Annotated in this window: 14 protein-coding genes; 12 read left to right on the forward strand and 2 right to left on the reverse strand. The window is 71.6% G+C overall.

Translation table 11 applies throughout. From position 1 onward, the window contains the following. Positions 1-166: 166 nt before the first annotated feature. The 6 genes from ACH4NX_RS34055 (at position 167) to ACH4NX_RS34080 (ending at position 7219) form a co-directional block, all read left to right on the forward strand. Positions 167-748 carry a hypothetical protein gene (locus ACH4NX_RS34055; protein ID WP_398129792.1) on the forward strand — a complete coding sequence of 194 codons (582 nt, stop codon included), beginning with the start codon at positions 167-169 and terminating at the stop codon, positions 746-748. Next, positions 694-1509 (forward strand): universal stress protein, encoded by an 816-nt coding sequence (locus tag ACH4NX_RS34060; protein ID WP_398129793.1) that lies wholly within the window; start codon positions 694-696, stop codon positions 1507-1509. Before ACH4NX_RS34055 ends, ACH4NX_RS34060 begins: the two co-directional genes overlap by 55 nt. Before the next feature lie 407 nt (positions 1510-1916). Further along, the gene (locus ACH4NX_RS34065) at positions 1917-4595 is read left to right on the forward strand and encodes a LuxR C-terminal-related transcriptional regulator (RefSeq protein ID WP_398129815.1); all 2679 of its coding nucleotides are present in this window, start codon (positions 1917-1919) and stop codon (positions 4593-4595) included. 97 nt (positions 4596-4692) lie between these two features. Then, positions 4693-6330 (forward strand): MFS transporter, encoded by a 1638-nt coding sequence (locus tag ACH4NX_RS34070; protein ID WP_398129794.1) that lies wholly within the window; start codon positions 4693-4695, stop codon positions 6328-6330. 16 nt (positions 6331-6346) lie between these two features. Then, positions 6347-6880, forward strand: coding sequence for a hypothetical protein (locus ACH4NX_RS34075; RefSeq protein ID WP_398129795.1), 534 nt, complete (start codon positions 6347-6349; stop codon positions 6878-6880). A 141-nt stretch (positions 6881-7021) separates the two neighbouring features. Continuing rightward, on the forward strand, positions 7022-7219 hold the full coding sequence (locus tag ACH4NX_RS34080; protein WP_003972591.1) for a hypothetical protein: 198 nt from the start codon (positions 7022-7024) through the stop codon (positions 7217-7219). 48 nt (positions 7220-7267) lie between these two features. On the opposite strand, the gene ACH4NX_RS34085 is transcribed toward ACH4NX_RS34080, so the two are convergent. Further along, entirely contained in the window at positions 7268-8677 is a 1410-nt protein-coding gene (locus ACH4NX_RS34085) for a DUF2252 domain-containing protein (RefSeq protein ID WP_398129796.1), read from the reverse strand. Then, positions 8674-9306 (reverse strand): potassium channel family protein, encoded by a 633-nt coding sequence (locus ACH4NX_RS34090; protein WP_142194779.1) that lies wholly within the window; start codon positions 9304-9306, stop codon positions 8674-8676. The genes ACH4NX_RS34085 and ACH4NX_RS34090 overlap by 4 nt, the downstream gene beginning before the upstream one ends. 214 nt (positions 9307-9520) lie before the next feature. On the opposite strand from ACH4NX_RS34090, the gene ACH4NX_RS34095 reads away from it, so the two are divergent. From ACH4NX_RS34095 to ACH4NX_RS34120, 6 genes are read left to right on the forward strand one after another with little or no spacing between them, the layout of a single operon-like run. Beyond that, on the forward strand, positions 9521-10177 hold the full coding sequence (locus ACH4NX_RS34095) for an HdeD family acid-resistance protein (protein WP_398129797.1): 657 nt from the start codon (positions 9521-9523) through the stop codon (positions 10175-10177). Continuing rightward, positions 10174-11577 carry a hypothetical protein gene (locus tag ACH4NX_RS34100; protein WP_398129816.1) on the forward strand — a complete coding sequence of 468 codons (1404 nt, stop codon included), beginning with the start codon at positions 10174-10176 and terminating at the stop codon, positions 11575-11577. Before ACH4NX_RS34095 ends, ACH4NX_RS34100 begins: the two co-directional genes overlap by 4 nt. A gap of 43 nt (positions 11578-11620) precedes the next feature. Then, positions 11621-12094: an SHOCT domain-containing protein gene (locus tag ACH4NX_RS34105; protein WP_398129798.1), complete on the forward strand. Its 474-nt coding sequence runs from the start codon at positions 11621-11623 to the stop codon at positions 12092-12094. A gap of 30 nt (positions 12095-12124) precedes the next feature. After that, entirely contained in the window at positions 12125-12571 is a 447-nt protein-coding gene (locus tag ACH4NX_RS34110; protein WP_398129799.1) for a hypothetical protein, read from the forward strand. 27 nt (positions 12572-12598) lie between these two features. Then, the gene (locus ACH4NX_RS34115; protein WP_398129800.1) at positions 12599-14074 is read left to right on the forward strand and encodes a diacylglycerol/lipid kinase family protein; all 1476 of its coding nucleotides are present in this window, start codon (positions 12599-12601) and stop codon (positions 14072-14074) included. Further along, positions 14071-14334 carry a hypothetical protein gene (locus tag ACH4NX_RS34120; protein WP_031038606.1) on the forward strand — a complete coding sequence of 88 codons (264 nt, stop codon included), beginning with the start codon at positions 14071-14073 and terminating at the stop codon, positions 14332-14334. The genes ACH4NX_RS34115 and ACH4NX_RS34120 overlap by 4 nt, the downstream gene beginning before the upstream one ends. Positions 14335-14464 lie beyond the last annotated feature (130 nt).

A 14464-nucleotide genomic window follows, 5' to 3' on the forward strand; every position in this document is an offset into this window, starting at 1 on the left:
TCTCCTCGTCGGCCGTCCGCACGTCGACGCGTCGTAGACGTCCTACGGAGCACCGCGAACGATCAGGGCCGGACGACCCATGAGGAACGCGGGCGGTGCCCGAAGGGCCCCTGTTGCACCGGATCCCACGGCGTGAGGCTGGAGACGACAGCCGGAGGTGGTCACGATGCGCGGGAACAGAACCATTCGACGGTCTCTGTGGCGCTGGCGCCGCAATCCGTTGCGTCGGCGCGAGGACGTGCTCGAGGCATGGATCCTGCTGATCGTCTGGCTCGTCATCGCCCTGGTGGGCCCCGTCGCAGAAGTGCTCGGGGCACAGGTCTCCGCCCACAGCGCCGCGCAGCGACGCGCGGAACGCCACGCCGTCACCGCCACGCTCGTGTCGGACGTGCCCCACAACGCGCTGGCCGACGGGACGACGGGGGGCCGCGTCGACGCGACCGTGCGCTGGACTGCGTCCGACGGTACCCGACACTCGGGCAAGGCCGCGGTCGGCGGAGGACTCAAGGCGGGTTCCCGAGTGTCGGTCTGGACGGACCGGCAGAACAACTTGACACCCGCGCCTCCGACCGTGACACAGGCAGGCGTGGACGCCGCCTTCATGGGCGCCGCCTCGTCGTTCGCCGTCGCCACGACGGCGGCGGCCGGCTACTACGGGGCCAGGCTGGTCCTCAACCGTCGACGACGCACGGCATGGGAGGACGAGTGGCAGCAGATCGGATCCCAGTGGGGACGCACGGCCAGCTGAGCCGAGCCTCGTGGGGCCTGAGGACCCGACGTCCCGGAGCGTGGCCGGGGAAGAGTTCTCTCCGGGCTTCGAGAGACCGTGAGGCGGAAGGAGAGGCGCTGAGCGGCGTCTTGATCGTAAGGGTGGCTGGTTCCGCCTCGAGTCTCCATGCCATCGCCTGGGCGGCCCGGGATGCCGAAGTAGGGAACCTTGATCTCCGGGTGGTGCACACACGCTGTCCCTGCCCGCGCCTGCCATGGGACACCGCCCCGCCCAGGCCGGTCAGGAACCATTCCAGAAAGGCGGCGGACTCGGTCGTGCGGGAGGCTGAGAACCGGGCGCGGACAGAGGCAGCTGCTGTCAAGGTCTCGGCAGTGGTACTGCGGGGCGAACCGCTCAGCGTGCTTCTGGCACAGTCCCGGTCCGCAGCAGCGGTCGTCGTGGGGCACCGGGGCCTGAACCCGTTCACCGAACTGATTCTCGGCAGCACGACGACCGGGCTCGCCGCACACGCCGAGTGCCCCGTGGTCGTCGTACGGGGAACCGCGGCACGGACAGGGCCTCTGGTGCTGGGCGTGGACGGATCGCCCATCGGGGTGACAAGCGTCCGGTTCGCCTTCGGGTGTGCGTCCCGCGCACGGCGCACACATCACAGCGCTGCACGCGTGGGCAGCCTGGAACGCTCCGCTGCCTGCTCCCACGGGCCCGTACGAGGATGGAGTCTCCCACCGCAGCCCACGAGGCACGGCCGACGGCGGTCGCGAGGACCCTGCCGACGGTAATCTCGAACCGAACCCTCCCGTGCCTCGCGGTTCAACCGCCCCTACGCTGCGCCTGACCGGTTTGTCCAGCAAGCGTTGCCAGGAGTGGGCCGCCCAGATCGCCTTCCTTGCCTGCCCAGGGCCGGTCAAGCCTTCCACATGCCCAGACAGGTGCCGGAAGCGATACTGGTACCAGCCGCAGGGCGGCACCTGCCACGAGTCCCTGGGACTCGGAAGATCCCACGGCCGGCCACCGCGGCGGCGTGGTCGCCGCCGGAAGGGGGCGTCACGATGCGCTATTGGAGCGCCTGCTCGGGCGCACCCGTCACCCTCATCCCGGTCAGCGCGAAGGTGGGCGTCCGTCGGACGCCCCATCTGAACGTGCCGTTCTCGCGTGGGCCTTGCCCCGGGCCGTGGGCGTGAGGGACGTGGGCCCCTCCGACGGCACTGGGCGGTCACCGGCCGAAACGGGCACCGACCCGCTGGGGGACCCGTACCTGCGCACACGGTTCGCGCTTCCCTCTCGGCCCGCCACCTTCTTGCGGCGGCAGCGGCTCGTCGTTCACCTGAACCAGGCCCTACACACACCGCTGACGCTGGTCAACGGGTCGGCTGGCGCAGGGAAGACACTTCTGGCAGCCGACTGGGCCGCGGGGCTGCGGTTGCCGGTCGCCTGGCTGACCGTAGAGGCCGGCGATCACCGGCCCGGGGTCTTCTGGGCCTACGTCTTCGAGTCCCTGCGCGTGTGCGGGGCGCGGGCAGCTGACGCTGCCGGGGCGCCGGCGGACTCGAGCGGCGTGGGAGGCGGTCTGCTGGCATCGCTCGCCGCCGAACTGAACGCCCGCGACGGCCCCGTGGTCCTCGTGCTGGACGAGTACGACCGGATGGCCCTCCCTAAGGTCGCGGAACAGCTGGAGTTCGTCCTTCACCACTCCGGGCAGGGACTGCGCCTCGTGCTTGTCACCCGCACCGAGCCACTGCTCCCGCTGCACCGCTACCGCGCCGCCGACGAGCTGACCGAGATCCGCGGCGCCGAGTTGTCCTTCACCCCGGAGGAGGCCGGTGCGCTGCTGCGACTGCACGGGCTGCACCTTCCCGAGCCCGCCGCGTCCGCCCTGGTGGACCGCACCCGGGGCTGGGCCGCCGGGCTGCGGCTGTCCGCCCTCGCGGCCCGGGAGAGCACCGACCCCGAGCGGTATCTGAAGGAGTTCGAGGCGGACCACAGCACAGTCGCGGACTTCCTGCTGGCGGAGGTCCTCAAGGGGAGGACGGAGGAGACGCAGGACCTGCTGTTGCGGGTGAGCGTCCTGGACCGGTTCTGCCCGGACCTGGCCGACGCCCTGACGCTGCGGGCCGACGCCGAACGCCTCCTCGCCGGGCTGCACCGGGAGAACGCGTTCATCGAGCGGCTGGGGCACTCCTGGTACCGACTGCACCCGCTGTTCCGAGAGATCCTCCGGGCTCACCTCCGTGAACGCCTGCCCGGTGCGGAAGCGGAGCTGCACCTGCGAGCGGCGCGATGGTTGCGCCGTTCCGGCTTCCTCCCGGAGACGCTCGCCCACGGGGCCGCGGGCGGCGACTTCGACCTGGCCGCCGGCGCGCTCGTCGACGACCTCGCGATCGGGCAGCTCTTCACCGGCCTGCGCTCGGACGCTCTGGCCCAGCTCTTCGCCGGCATGGGGCCCGAAGCGCGGAGCCCGGCGAGCGACCTCGTGCGGGCGGCCGGCGCACTTGCCCGACGCGACCTCGGCCACGGTCTGGACCGGCTGCGGCGGGCCCGGGAACAGCTCTCCGAGACCGAGGACCCTCCCGGCCCGGTGGCAGCCCGGCTGAGCTGCACCCTGCTCGAGGCACTCGCCGCCCGGCTCACCGGCTGCCCTCCGCGGGCCGAGCAAGCCGCCGCGACGGCCGAGGAACTGCGCCGGGACCTGCCTGACCACCTGCTGGACGAGCATCCGGAACTGACCGCCCTGCTGATGACACACGTGGGTTCGGCCCGCCTGTGGGAGGGACGCTTCGACGACGCACGCGCCGTGCTGCGCCGTGCGGCCGGTGCCCCGGGCGGATCCGCCACCGTCCTGCCCCGAGTGGAGTCGATGGGGCACCTGGCCCTGCTCGACTATCTGAACGGCTGGCTAGGCCGGGCGGAACGCAGGGCTCTGGCCGCGGTGGCCGAGGCGGAGCGGGCGGGGCTGCCCCGGCCCCCCGGTGCGGGCCTGGGCCGGCTGGTCCTGGCCGCGGTGGCCGTGGACCGACAGGAACTGGGCCGGGCCCGGGTCCTGCTCGACGAGACGGCACGGCTTCCGGCGCGGGAGCACGACCCGGTACCGACGGCGGGCCGGGCCATGACCGTCTCACGCCTTCTGCTCGACGACGGTGAAACGGACGCCGCCGCCGAGGCTGCGGAGCCGACCGTGTCCACGGCGGTGGCGTCCCCTTGGGCGGAGAGTCAAGCGGCAGTCGTCCGCTCTGCCGCCTGCCTCACCGACGGGCGGCCGGACGAAGCCGTGCGCCTTCTCCAAGGCGTCGGTGGCGACCAACCGGTGTGCGCCGTCGAAGCGGCGGGGATCCAGGTCGCCGCGGGGCGTCCCCGCGCGGCGGCAGAACTGCTCGACGCCGTTCGCTCCGAGGGACGCACCGGCCCCGCGGTGAGCGTGGGGGCGGTGCTGGTGCGGGCCCGGGTGGCGCAGGAGTCGGGAGACACGGTCACCGCCCGCCGGCTCGTCGCACGTGCACTTCTCGACGCACGGCGCGAGCGACTGCGGCGTCCTTTCCTCCAGGCAGGAGGCTGGATCGAGCCGCTGTTGGCCGCAGCCCCGCTGCACGAGCTCGCCGAGGGCTGGCTCCCGTCCGGCCGACGACAAACGCACGGCGAGCCGGTGCAGCCCGTAGCCGACCCCGCGCTCCTGGTGCCGGTGGAACTGAGCGGACGCGAACGTGACGTGCTGCAACGGCTGGCCCGCATGATGTCCGCGGAGGAGATCGCCGCCGACCTCTACGTGTCGGTCAACACGGTGAAGACCCATCTCAAGAGCGCCTACCGGAAGCTGGCGGTGAACCGGCGCGGCGACGCCGTACGCCGGGCGCGCGACCTCGGCCTCCTGTGACCTCCCCCGCGAGGGGTGAGGCACGCGGCGCCGCCGCAGAGGTGCGATGGGAGGAACGTGCCGCAGCGCACCGGTCGACCCGGCGAGGTGAGACGACGTGAAGCACTGGCGGGCCCTGGCAGTCCTCGGTACGGCCCAGTTCCTGATGGTTCTGGACACCTCCGTGATGAACGTGTCGATCAGCCAGTTGGTCGAGGACTTCGACACGGAGGTCACCGCCATCCAAGCCGTCATCACCCTGTACGCGCTGGTCATGGCCGCTTTCATGCTCATCGGCGGCCGCTTCGGGGACATCCTGGGACGACGGCGCATGTTCCTGACGGGACTGGCCGTCTACGGGGTCGGGTCGGCCGTGACCGCCGTGGCACCCAGCCTGTGGGTGCTCACGCTGGGCTGGTCCGTCATCGAGGGGCTCGGGGCGGCGATGGTGCTGCCGGCCATGGCGGCCCTGGTCGCGGAGTCGTACCGCGGACGGGACCGCGCCATCGCCTACGCGGTCGTCGGAGGGCTCGCCGGCGCCGGGATCGCGGTCGGCCCCCTGCTGGGCGGCTGGATGACGACCTACCTCACCTGGCGGCTGGTCTTCGCCGGTGAGGTACTCGTCGTCGTGGCCGTGCTGCTGTGCCGGCGGGTGATCGCGACGCCCATCCCTGCCGCGCAGCGACCCCGGCTGGACGGGGTCGGCGCGGCGCTCTCCGCCGTCGGGCTGGGACTGGGCGTGCTCGGGGTGCTGCAGAGCAGCACCTGGGGCTGGGTCGATCCCCGCAACCCTCCCTTCACCGTCCTGGGCTTCTCTCCCACCCTGTTCGTCGTCGGTGCCGGAATCGCCGTACTGGCCCTGTTCCGGGTCTGGGAAGGGCGACGTGAGGCCCGGGGCACCGACCCTCTGGTACACCTGTCCCTGCTGGGCAGGCCCGTACTGCGGGCCGGCCTGACGACCCTGCTCAGCCAGAACCTCATCCTCCTCGGCCTGTTCTTCGCCATCCCGCTCTACCTCCAGGTGGTGCAGGGCTTCAACGCCTTCCAGACCGGGCTGCGCCTGCTGCCGGTGTCGGCCACCATGCTGGTGACCTCCCTGTGCGGGTCCGCGCTGGGGCACAGGATGGGACCGCGCCGGGTGGTGCGGCTGGCCCTGGCGATTCTGGCGGCGGCCGTGGTGTGGCTGCTCGCCACGATCGACCCGGTCATCGACGACGCCCAGTTCGCCGGGGCGATGGCCGTGCTCGGGGTGGGCGTCGGTCTGCTCGCCTCGCAGCTCGGCAACGTCGTGCAGTCCGGTGTCGGTGAGGAGGAACGCAGCGAGGCCGGAGGGCTGCAGTTCACGGCCCAGAATCTGGGCTCGTCGCTGGGCACCGCGCTCATCGGCTCGATACTGGTCGGCGCGCTGGCAGGCGCCTTCACCACCCAGGTCGCGGACGACCCCCGGCTGTCCCCGGCCGCCCGGGACGAGGTCGGGGTCCGTCTGGAGGCCGGCATCACCTTCGTCCCGACCGAGCAGGTGCGTTCCGCGGCCGAGGAAGCCGGGCTGCCGCCGTCCGAGGTCGACGCCGTGACGGACTCCTACGCCTCCGCCCAGTTGGACGGGCTGAAGGCGGCGATCCTGGCCACGGGCGGCGTCGCGCTCGCGAGCTTCCTGGTCACCTCACGTCTTCCGACCGCCCGGGCAGGCCGCCCGTCCGAACACGAACCGGGTGCCGGGAGCCGGACAACCGGGCCGTCCCGCCCGACAGGCTGAGCGCGAGGAGACACAGGTGACCGCGGGCGAGACAGGGACAGGGCGGTCCACGGACCGGCGGGAGCGGCGGGCCGCGCACCGGGCCCACGCGGACTACACCGGCGGTGTCTACGGCTCCATGCTCGCGGCCTCCGTCGTGATCGGCGCCGGCACCCTGGGCTCGTTCCCCCGCGCCGAACTGGTTCTGCTGCTGTTGCTCACCAGCCTGGTGTTCTGGATCGCCCACGTCCACGCCGAACTGTTCGGTGCGCGTCTGGCGCGGCGCCCTCCGGACCGGCGGGTGATCCTGCGGGTGTGCCGCGAGGAGTGGCCCATCGTGAAGGCCGCCGTGCCTCCGGCCGCGGCGATCGCCGTCAGCCCCGTGCTGGGGCTGGACGTCCAGGGCACCCTGTGGCTGGCGCTGTCCGTCGCCGTCACCGGGCAGGTGGGCTGGTCCGTCGCCGCGGCACACCGCGCGGGCGCCCCACTGCGGCTGATGGCCACCACGGCGACGGTCAACGTACTGCTCGGTCTGGCGATCGTCGTTGTCAAGATCGCCGTGACGCACTGAAAGGCACGGGGCCTGCGCCGGAGTCACCTGTACCGGGTGAGGGCGCCGGAGGGCGAGAAGGCGCAGGATCGTCGCACAGGACACCGTCCGCCCCGGAGCCCCGGACGGTGTCCCGAGCCCCGTCCGGTGGAGGGACCGCTCGTGCGCTACGAGATCCGCATCGAGGGACACCTGTCGGAGACGCTGGCCAACGCGTTCCCGGAGCTGGAGCACGTCGTCATGTCCGGCCAGACCGTCCTGTTCGGCACGGTGATCGACGAGGCCCACCTGTACGGGCTGCTCACCCGCTGCCAGTCACTGGGACTGCGCGTCATGGAGATGCGGCAACTCCCGGAATGACGCCCACGGACGGCGTGCGTCGGCCCGCTCGTCGTTCCACGGCCGGCCTCACACCCGGGCGGCCGTGATCCGGCCGGAGCGGCAGGCCGCCGTCAGGGCTTCGTGGTCGCGTTCGTTCTGGTCGGCGTAGGCGTGGGCGAACTCGGTGAGCGCGCGGTCGAAGCGGTCGCTGCCACCCAGGTACGCCGCGAGCGCGATGGGGTCGCCGGAGCGGGCATGGGCTCTGGCCAGGCAGGCTCCACACAGCCGGGCGAAGCGGGAGAGCAGTTCGGGCCCCATGGTCTCCGGTCGCGCGATGCCCTTCCAGTCCCACAGTTGGCGTACGTAGAAGTCCCGGCCCTTCCCGTCGAGGCCGGTGACGTGCGTCCAGCCGAGGAAGATGTCGCTGGTGGCCTGGATCAGGCGTTGGCCGGTCACGACCCGGCGGCCCTGGTTCGCGTGGCGTTCGCCGCCCGTGTGGGCCGCCAGCACCGATTCCGAGGCTTCCTTGGCCTGGAGCAGCAGGGGGTCGTCGTCGTCCCTGCCGAGCAGGAGCAGTACCCAGCAGCGGGTGCCGACGCTGCCGACGCCGACCACTTTGCGGGCCATGTCCACGAGCCGGTAGTGGCGCAGCAGGTGCCGGCGCTCTGGCGGCAGGGACCGTGCGTAGCCCTTCACGACGGACCGCAGTTCCTCCTCCCGTCCGGCCTCGGCCGGGTCGGTGAGCAGATCGGCGAGTGGGGTGATCAGCGGCGGGTCGGGGGTGATGCGCCGGCCTTCGGCCGTGACGCGAGTGAGTTTCGCGAACGCTCGCATGTGGGTGCGTGTGCGGGCCTTCACAGCCGCGTTCCTGAGCCGGTGCTCCGCTTCCCTCGCGCCCTCCGTCGCCAGCAGCTGCCGTACGTGGTCGGCGTCGTCCTGGGCGTACCAGATGTCCAGGGTCGGCATGCCGGCGAATCCCCGCATGCGCTGCCGGTAGGCCCGCGCACAGGCCCGTACGGTGTGGTCCTGTTCCTTGGGCGAGAAGCCGTTCGACCGGGCCGCGATCACGAACCCGGCCGCAAGGCGTTTGACATCCCATTCGAAGGGGCCTGACAGCGTCTCGTCGAAGTCGTTGATGTCGAAGACCAGGCGGCGCTCCGGTGAGGCCAGAAGTCGGAAGTTCAACGGGTGTGCGTCCCCGCACAGTTGCACCTGGAGTCCGCTGCTGGGCAGGGGCGCCAGGTCCGCCGCCATGATCGCTGCCGCGCCGCGATAGAAGCGGAACGGCGACTCCAGCATGCGGCCGTAGCGGATGGGCACCAGGGCCGGGACGCGCTCGCCGGACTGGCGTTCCAGCAGGTCGACCGGATCGCCTCGTCGTTGTCCCGTCTCGTACCAGCCGTGGCACGAACGCGAGGCCCGCTTACGGGCCTTCCTGCCGTATGCGGCTCGCTCGGCCGGTGGCAGGGAGGCGGTGAAGACGCTGGGTATCGTCATGGTCCGGCCTCCGGTTCTTCCACGGACCCGGCTGCGGAACGCGGCGGAGCCGTCGCCCCTCGGCGCTGGCGGTTCAGTCCTGCCTGCACCGCGCTCGCCAGGATCCGGGCGGCGACACCGACCAGCAGCAGCCCTCCCGTCATCTGGGCCATCGTGAGCACTCGCCCGGTCTGGGAGCGTGCCGTGATGTCGCCGAAGCCGACGGTGGCGAAGGTGGTCAGGGTGAAGTACAGCGCGTCCGTCCTGTTCAGCGGCTCGCTGAACGAGCCGGGTGCGGAGCGCTCCAGCAGGTAGTAGGAGCCGGCGAAGAGGACCAGAAAGAGCACTAGGGTCGCGGCCAGGCCCTCGATGGCTCGCAGGCGTGGATGAGGGGAACGTGCGATGGCCCGCACTTCCCAGCAGAACACCAGGAGGACCGCGAGCAGTCCGCACACCAGCAGCACCGCTGTACCGGCCGTGAGCCGCTCGTCCAGGGGCAGCAGGTAGTAGGCGATGACGAGCCCGACGGCGACGGACACAGCGCGCACGACCGTGATCGCCCCGGCGGCTCGGCGAGAACGGAGCCCGCCACGTGGGGGCGGCCCTGACGAGGTGCGGCCCTTGCCGCCTCCTGAGGTGGTATCGCTCATCTCACGTCTCTTCGTCTCGTCCGGGCCCGTTGGACAGGTGTTCCCGAATCCCACCTCGCTGCCGCGCCGTCAGGCCGGGATCACCCCTGACGGGTGATCCCGGCCCTCGGTGCCGGCCCCGACCCTGGAACGGACACCTACCAGTCCTGCGGTGCTCACGGGCTGTCCCCACCGGACGGCCCGGCGGCGACCGGCCGGTTCACGAGGAGGCGCCATGACCGTGCCCCGAGATGCGGGACCCCCGGGCCGGGGAGGCTGGTCCGGCGGGGCGGTTCCCGGAGCCATGGACGATCCTGCGCACGTCCTCACCCGGCTCGGCCGGTCCTGGACCTGGCTCATGGGATCGGCCGTCGCCACGCTGGTCCCCGGCGTCCTGGTCCTGGTCTGGCCGGAGGCGACCCTGCATGTGCTGGCCGTCCTCATCGGCTTGTACCTGCTGCTGACCGGTGTGTTCCGATTCGTAGCCGTCTTCGCGCGGGAGGGACACGAGCGGCTGCCCGGGCTCCTGCTGGCCGTGCTGTACCTGCTGGCCGGGGTGCTGTGTCTGCGCAACCCGCTGCAGACCATCGCCGCGCTGTCACTGATCGTCGGCATGGTCTGGCTGTTGTCCGGCATCCTCACCCTCTACACCGCCCTGGTCACCCAGAATCTGCCGCACCGCGGCCTGGTCATGGGGATGGCGGTACTGGCGGTCGTCGCCGGGATCGTCGTCCTCGCGCTGCCCGCGGAGTCGGCCCGTGCCCTGACCCGGCTTCTCGGCCTGTGGCTGGTCCTGCTGGGGCTGGCCGAGGCGGTGGTCGCCCTGGGGTGGCGGTCCGCGCTGCGCGGGGCACGCCCGCCGAAGGCAGGATCGCCGGCTGCCATGACCTGACCACGGGCCGGTGGAAGGAACATCGATGGCCCACGACCACCCCGGCCGGATCGCCCGACTCCGGCGGGCCTGGCGACCGCTCCCCCGCCCTGTCGGCCGGTGAGCGGGCGGAGTACGAGCTTCTGCGTCGGCAGGCGTCGGTACGCCACCGGCGGGCCCGCGTGGCCGGCTCCTCGGTCCTTCTCCTGCTGACTCTGTTGCTCGCCCCCTTGGCCGTGGTCGCGGCCTGGGTGCAGGAAACCGCCTCCGACACCGACCGGTACGTGGCGACCGTGGCGCCGCTGGCGTCGGCGCCGGCCGTGCAGGACGCCTTGACCGACCGGCTCACCGACCGGGTGGTGGCACAGGTGGACGTGAAGGCGGTGACCGACTCGCTCGCTGCCACGCTCCGGGAGGCCGGGGCACCGCCCCGCCTCGTGGACGGCGCCGAGTCCCTGGAAGCCCCACTGCGCGACGCCGTACGGTCCACCGCCGAGGACACCATCAGCGGCGTGGTCACCAGCGATGTCTTCCGGCGAGCGTGGGAGGGTGCCAACCAGCGGTCACACGCCGCGGTGGTGCACATGCTCACCGGAGAAGGGCGGGGTGCTCTGAGCACCGGGGAGGGCTCCATCCTGCTGAACGTGGGGGAGGTCGTCGATCAGGTACAGGCGCGGCTGGCCGACGCGGGCTTCGACAAGGCCGCCGCCGCGATCCCGGACAGCGACCGGACGGTCACGCTGTTCGAGTCGGAGCAGCTGGGCAAGGCGCAGGACTTGATGCGGCTGCTGAACGTCGTCGGCGTCTGGCTGCCCGTACTGACCACCGTCCTGGCCTCGCTCGCCGTGTGGACCGCACCCGCCCACCGTGTGATGCTGATGGCCACCGCGACCGGTGTCGGGGCGATGATGGCGCTGCTGCTCGCGGCCCTGGCGGTAGTGCGCCGGGCCTACCTGGACTCGGTACCGCCCGCGGCGCTGCCGCCCGACGCGGCGGCGGCCGTCTACGACACGTTCGTCCGGTTCCTGCACGACAGCACCCGCACGCTGCTGGTCGTCGCGGTGGTCACCGCGCTGGCCGCGTACCTGTACGGGCCCGGGCGCGCTGCCCGTGCCGCCCGAGGGGCGGCCGTACGTGCCACGGCCGGCGCCGGCCGGGCCCTGCACCGAAGTGGTGTGGACACCGGGTCCACGGGACGTCTGCTGGCGAAGCACCGGACGTGGGCCACCGGCGCCGTCGTCACGGCGGGAGCGTTGACGTTGTTGTTCTGGAACGACCCCACGGTCACCACGGTGGCGCTCGTCCTCGGGATCACCTCAGCCGCCCTGCTCGTCATGGCGGTCCTGGCGGCAGCCGCCGGACCGGCGGCCAGCTCACCCGTGCCGGGTGATGCCGGGCGCCGAACCCCACGACCACTCTGAGGTTCGGTACGCAACGACGGCCCGCCCGGGACGGAGGACGGACATGAACGCGCAGACCTACCTGGCGTACGACTACCCCTTGCTCAACATGTTCTGGACCATGCTTCTGGTCTTCCTGTGGATCATGTGGTTCGTCCTGCTCTTCCGGGTCATCGGTGACATCTTCCGCGACGACCGGCTGAGCGGCTGGGCCAAGGCCGGCTGGCTGGTGTTCTGCCTCCTCCTGCCCTTCCTCGGCGTATTCGTCTACGTCATCGCACGCGGGAAGAACATGGGCCGCCGGGAGACGGAACACGCCCGCGCCCACCAGGAGGAGTTCAACGCCTACATCAGGAAGACCGCGGGCGACGGACAGCGCTCCAGCGTCGACGAACTGGCCCGGCTCTCCGAGATCCGCGATCAGGGTGCCATCACGGACGAGGAGTTCCGCAGGGCGAAGGACCTGGTCCTGAGCGGCCACGGCCCGGCGGAACACGCGGGCCATGCCCCCACCACATCCAGTCCTTCCGCCCGCTGACCATCCGCACGCCACGAATCGAGGCGCACGATGACCGCCACACACACCCGGCCGACGCACTCGTCGAGGCAGGCGTGGGCGACCGGCCTGACCGTCTTCGCCGCCGTCATGCTCCTGCTCGTCGGCCTTCTCGACATCCTCCGGGGCATCATGGCCATCGCCGAGGACGACGTCTTCGTCACCACACCCGACTACATCTTCCAGTTCGACCTCACCAGCTGGGGCTGGATCCACCTCGTCCTGGGCATACTCGCCGTGATCATCAGCGCCGGGCTGCTCAAGATCGCGACGTGGGCGCGTGTGTCCGGCGTGGTCATCGCCGCACTCGTGATCCTCGCCAACTTCCTCTCCGTGCCGTACTACCCGCTGTGGTCCGTCGTGATGATCACCATGTCGGGCTTCATCATCTGGGCCCTCAGCGTGATCAAGCCCGGCGGCAACCTCTACGACCTGTCCGGGGAACGCAGCCCTGACTAGACGTGTGACAGAGCGGAAGACCAACACGTGGGTGCACGAGGCGCGGACACGAGCAGGCGGCGCGTCAGGGGCGTATCGCCCGGGGGCGAGGGCGGCACCGCTCTCGCCCGCCTCGCCCTGCTGGCTCTGTCGGCCTGCATCCTGGTGCCGCTCGTCACCGCCGGGCTGCGCAGCGTGGTGTGGGCTTTGACAGGCATCGCGGGACTCGCGCTCGCGGCCGTCGGCGTGTGGTGGGCCCTGGCTCATACCGGTGTCGCCCGCATCATCGGAACAGCACTCTCGGTGGCCGCGCCGCTCACCGTCCTCGCGCTCTGCGCCGCGGCCGGCCTGCTGGGGGCCGCCCTGCTGTCGTTGGGCCTTTGGGTACTGGCCGTCGTCGCGGCGCGTTGGGCCCTGGCCCCTGCTCCCGCCCTCTACGAAGAGGTCGCCGGAACGCCCCGCCGCCCCTGGGTGCTCATGAACCGCCGATCCGGCGGCGGCAAGGTGGACCGGTTCCACCTGGTGGACAGGGCACGGGCCGCAGGTTGCCGTGTGCACGTGCTCGACCCCGGCCAGGACGTCACCGCGCTGGCCCGGCAGGCCGTCGCCGACGGAGCGGACCTGCTGGGGGTGGCGGGCGGCGACGGCACCCAGGCTCTGGTCGCCGACGTCGCCGCCCGCCATGACGTGCCGTTCGCGGTGATCCCGGCCGGAACCCGCAACCACTTCGCCCTTGACCTCGGCCTCGACCGCGACGATCCGGTGGCGGCGCTGGAAACCCTGACGGGAGGTGCGGAACTCCGCGTCGACCTGGCGTACGCCGCGGACCGCGTCTTCGTCGACAACGCCTCGTTCGGCACGTACGCGTCCGTCGTCAACGACCCCGCCTACCGGGGCGCGAAGGCCCGTACGATCCTGCAGAACCTCCCCAGACTGCTCATCGGCGAGGACGCGCCCGCCTTGCGGATGACAGCCGACGGACGACGCGTCACCGGCCTCAAGGCCGTGCTAGTCGGCAACAACTCCTACGGGCGCGCCATTGACGTAGCCCACCCGGGGCGCAGAGAGAGGCTGGACTCGGGGCTCCTGGGAGTGGTGTGCATCCGGGTCGGCAGCACCGCCGAAGCGGCACGCCTGGCGAGCCGGCCGCGCTCCGGCGGCCTCGTCCGGCTCAGCGCCGGCGAGGTCACCATCGAGACCGACACCGCCACGATGCCGGTCGGTATCGACGGTGAACACGTCGTTCTGCCCTGTCCTGTGGTGTGCCGCAGCGCGCCCGGAGCCCTACGGGTCCGCGTGCCACGCCACCGCCCTGGTAGGCCGAAGCCCCGTGGGACAGCGTCCGACTGGCCTCGCGTGACCCGGCTGGCACTGGGACGACCGCTCCTGTGCCCGGAGCAACCGGACCTCGACGAAGGGACAGATGCGGAAACTCCCGCGACGGGCGCCACACCTTCAGTAGGGCCGTCCGTACACCGAAGCAACACCGTTCGTAGGGGGAGCGAGATGGGGAGCACCTCATGACTCAGCCAAGCACAGAAAAGACGCACAGGTCGCTTCTTTCCCGCCCTGCCGTCCGCCGCCTCGTACCGTTCGCCCTGATCACTGCGATCGCTCTGGTCTTCATCTTCGAGAACCGGTCGAGCGTCGAGATCCGCCTCCTCATTCCCATGGTCACGATGCCCCTGTGGGGCGCCCTCCTGATCGCCTGGGCGCTTGGCGTCCTCGCCTGCGTCTTCACCGTGCGCCGACGGTCGAGCCGGCACTCACGACGACACGGCTGACCGTGGCTCACGCCTACGCCTCAGGTGCAGCACGCGTCCGCATGGTTCTGCTGCCGGGAATTGCCGGGCCACAACAACCGGTAGTCGCCGCTGTCCTCTCCCCGAGAGGCCGGTTGTGCAGACCGACGGC

The organism is Streptomyces sp. NPDC017225, assembly GCF_044331465.1.
Lineage (GTDB): Bacteria > Actinomycetota > Actinomycetes > Streptomycetales > Streptomycetaceae > Streptomyces.

What these genes read in the sequence shown, in the direction of transcription:
- ACH4NX_RS34055 (WP_398129792.1), top strand. Translation starts at nt 167, where the DNA reads ATGCGCGGGAACAGAACCATTCGACGGTCTCTGTGGCGCTGGCGCCGC.
- ACH4NX_RS34060 (WP_398129793.1), top strand. Translation starts at nt 694, where the DNA reads ATGGGAGGACGAGTGGCAGCAGATCGGATCCCAGTGGGGACGCACGGC.
- ACH4NX_RS34085 (WP_398129796.1), bottom strand. Translation starts at nt 8,677, where the DNA reads ATGACGATACCCAGCGTCTTCACCGCCTCCCTGCCACCGGCCGAGCGA.
- ACH4NX_RS34090 (WP_142194779.1), bottom strand. Translation starts at nt 9,306, where the DNA reads ATGAGCGATACCACCTCAGGAGGCGGCAAGGGCCGCACCTCGTCAGGG.
- ACH4NX_RS34095 (WP_398129797.1), top strand. Translation starts at nt 9,521, where the DNA reads ATGACCGTGCCCCGAGATGCGGGACCCCCGGGCCGGGGAGGCTGGTCC.
- ACH4NX_RS34105 (WP_398129798.1), top strand. Translation starts at nt 11,621, where the DNA reads ATGAACGCGCAGACCTACCTGGCGTACGACTACCCCTTGCTCAACATG.
- ACH4NX_RS34110 (WP_398129799.1), top strand. Translation starts at nt 12,125, where the DNA reads ATGACCGCCACACACACCCGGCCGACGCACTCGTCGAGGCAGGCGTGG.
- ACH4NX_RS34120 (WP_031038606.1), top strand. Translation starts at nt 14,071, where the DNA reads ATGACTCAGCCAAGCACAGAAAAGACGCACAGGTCGCTTCTTTCCCGC.